The following is a 2,624-nucleotide window of genomic DNA, read 5'->3' as shown; positions in this document are numbered from 1 at the left end:
ATTTCGTCGGCGCAGTGCAGACTGCCCGCCTCTTCCTGCCGCATCTCAACCGCGGCGGTTCGATCCTGTTCAACACCAGCTTCCTGACCCAGGTCGGCTTTCCCGGTCTGGCCATTTACAGCGCCAGCAAGGCGGCGCTGAAATCGGTTACTCAGACGCTGGCGGCTGAACTGGCGCCGCAGGGGATCCGCGTCAACGCCATTGCGCCGGGTCCCATCGCTACGCCGCTGTGGGGCAAGGTCGGCCTTCAGCCGGAGGTGCTGCAAACCGTGGCGGGGCAGATCAATGCCCGGCTGCTGCCCGGCAGCTTCGGGAAACCCGATGACATTGCCGCGATGGCTGTCTTTCTGGCCTCCGACGCGGCCCGCAACATCTATGGCCAGGAGATCGTGATCGACGGCGGATATACCGTGGGCTGACGGGCTGACCGTGCCGGGCGCACTCCGCGGCTGGACAAGCACCCTGTTCTGCTGAACAGCGGGATTATCAGCTCTGCTGAACAGCGGGATTATCAGCTCTGCTGAACAGCGGCAATATCAGTGCGATGATATCGACACGGTTGCAGATGTCATCGCGCCGGGCTCCGCTCTGTGCCGAGTTACCCGCCGGCGTGATCGGCACTGGCTGGACGGTCAAGATCAGCAATATGACCCTGACCGCCCGCGCCGACAGGCTGACGCTGCCAGGATTGCGCCAGCCGTGCGCCATACCCGCCATTGGCCTGACTCCGGGGCGATCGTTCGCGACCGGCAAGGACCGACCCGTCCGGCTCCAGGCTTTGGCTGCCAAGTCGCGCGGAAACGAGCAAGAGTCCGGACGCCGGTAAGCAGCAGAATACGACAAGACCCTTGGTCGCGGCCGCCGCATGTATCGCGCTGCCGGTTCTGCGGAAACTCGTCGAAGAGATCCTTCGTGGAGGTGCAGGATCGGCCGAGGCGTGCCAGATCCCGGTGCGCGCCGGCCCCCTGCTTCGAGGCATCGACGATGGAGCTCGCAATGGCCCCGCCCTTCCCCACGGCCAGTCCCGGCATCCGGTTTTCCCCCGGTATCGGCACATCGCACCTCACTGCTGAGGACCGGCTGCGCGTGACGGAGATGGGGCAATGAGCGGTTCCTGCTCCCATACCGGTGCGATCCTGCACGTCCATCCAAGCGCCAAGGGCTGTGAGGAATGCCTGAAGATCGGCAGCGAGTGGCTTCATCTGCGGATCTGCCGCACCTGCGGCCATGTCGGCTGCTGCGATCAGTCCCCGCATCGGCATGCCACGGCGCATTTTCACGGCACCGGGCACCCGATCATCGAAGGCTACGATCCGCCGGAAGGCTGGGGTTGGTGCTACGTGGACGAGGCGATGCTCGATCTTGGCGACGACACGACGCCGCAGACCGGGCCGATCCGGCGCTTCTACTGACCGGAAGCTTCGCGAAGCCGCTCCGACGCCCCGCACGATCGGCGTTCCGTCCAAACCGCGGCAGGCTCCGACAAGACCGCTTACCGACAATACGGTATGATCCGCCGCATTACTGGACGAGGACCGCCGAGTTTCCCCGACACGAAAGGAACCATGACCATGGCAACCATCAAGACCAGGGACGGAACTGAGATCTTCTACAAGGATTGGGGTTCGAAGGACGCCCAGCCCATCCTCTTCTCCCACGGCTGGCCGCTCTCGGGGGAGGCCTGGGCCGCACAGATGCTGTTCTTCGGCATGCAGGGCTACCGCGTGATCGCCCATGACCGGCGCGGCCACGGCCGGTCGGGTCAGCCCTGGGACGGCAACAACATGGATCAGTATGCCGATGACCTGGCCGAGCTGATCGAGCATCTCGACCTGAAGAACCTCGTCCTGATCGGCCACTCCACAGGCGGCGGCGAAATCACCCACTATGTCGGCCGCCACGGCACGGGCCGCGTCGCCAAGATGGTCCTGGTCAGCGCCGTGCCGCCGCTCATGCTGAAGACGGAGACCAACCCCGAGGGCACGCCGCTGGAGGTCTTCGACGGCATCCGCAAGGGAACGGCGGGCGATCGGTCGCAGTTCTTCAAGGACCTGACGATGCCGTTCTACGGCTTCAACAAGGACGGCGCCAAGATCAACGAAGGCCTGCGCGAGAGCTTCTGGCTGCAAGGCATGATGGGGTCGATCAAGGGCGAGTACGACTGCGTCCACGAGTTCTCGGAGGTCGATTACACCGAGGACCTCAGGAAGATCGACAAGCCGACCCTCGTGATCCACGGCGATGCCGACCAGATCGTGCCGATCGCGGCGGCCGGTCTGAAGTCCGCGAAGATCGTCAAGGGCGCACAGCTGAAGGTCTATCCCGGCGCGCCTCACGGTCTTGCGGAAACCCTGGCCGATACCTTCAACGCCGACGTCCTCGCCTTCATCAAGGGCTGAGGCCGACGTACCGGATCGAGGCCGGATGAAAGGGCCGGTCCCGCGCGTCCAGGCGGGACCGGCCCTTTCCCATCGGTCACTCCGTTCATTCCGCCCGCTGTCAGGCCCTTGTCTTCAGACAGGCTCGGGATGGAGAAATGCGTGGATCGCCTGGACGACAACCGACTGCGCCTGGATATGCGCACGCCCCGCCAGCCCCTGGCCGGATACCCCGATGGGAAATCC

The 2,624-nt window shown here is 64.7% G+C and carries 4 protein-coding genes; all 4 read left to right on the top strand.

Annotated features, from left to right (window positions below; all coding sequences use genetic code 11):
- The coding region (locus AC5JJ6_RS18030; RefSeq protein WP_496043381.1) for an SDR family oxidoreductase at positions 1 to 419 on the top strand (419 nt) is incomplete at its 5' end.
- A 146-nt stretch (positions 420 to 565) separates the two neighbouring features.
- Positions 566 to 826 carry a hypothetical protein gene (locus AC5JJ6_RS18025; RefSeq protein WP_496043380.1) on the top strand — a complete coding sequence of 87 codons (261 nt, stop codon included), beginning with the start codon at positions 566 to 568 and terminating at the stop codon, positions 824 to 826.
- Between the two features lie 277 nt (positions 827 to 1,103).
- Complete coding sequence (locus tag AC5JJ6_RS18020; protein WP_496043379.1) at positions 1,104 to 1,412, top strand: UBP-type zinc finger domain-containing protein; 309 nt, start codon at positions 1,104 to 1,106, stop codon at positions 1,410 to 1,412.
- Positions 1,413 to 1,571: 159 nt separating this feature from the next.
- Positions 1,572 to 2,399 (top strand): alpha/beta fold hydrolase, encoded by an 828-nt coding sequence (locus tag AC5JJ6_RS18015; protein ID WP_496043378.1) that lies wholly within the window; start codon positions 1,572 to 1,574, stop codon positions 2,397 to 2,399.
- Positions 2,400 to 2,624 lie beyond the last annotated feature (225 nt).

It is taken from the genome of Skermanella sp. (assembly GCF_059503625.1).
The sequence above is the reverse complement of the archived record's forward strand: the minus strand, read 5'-3'. Positions and strand labels throughout refer to the sequence as shown.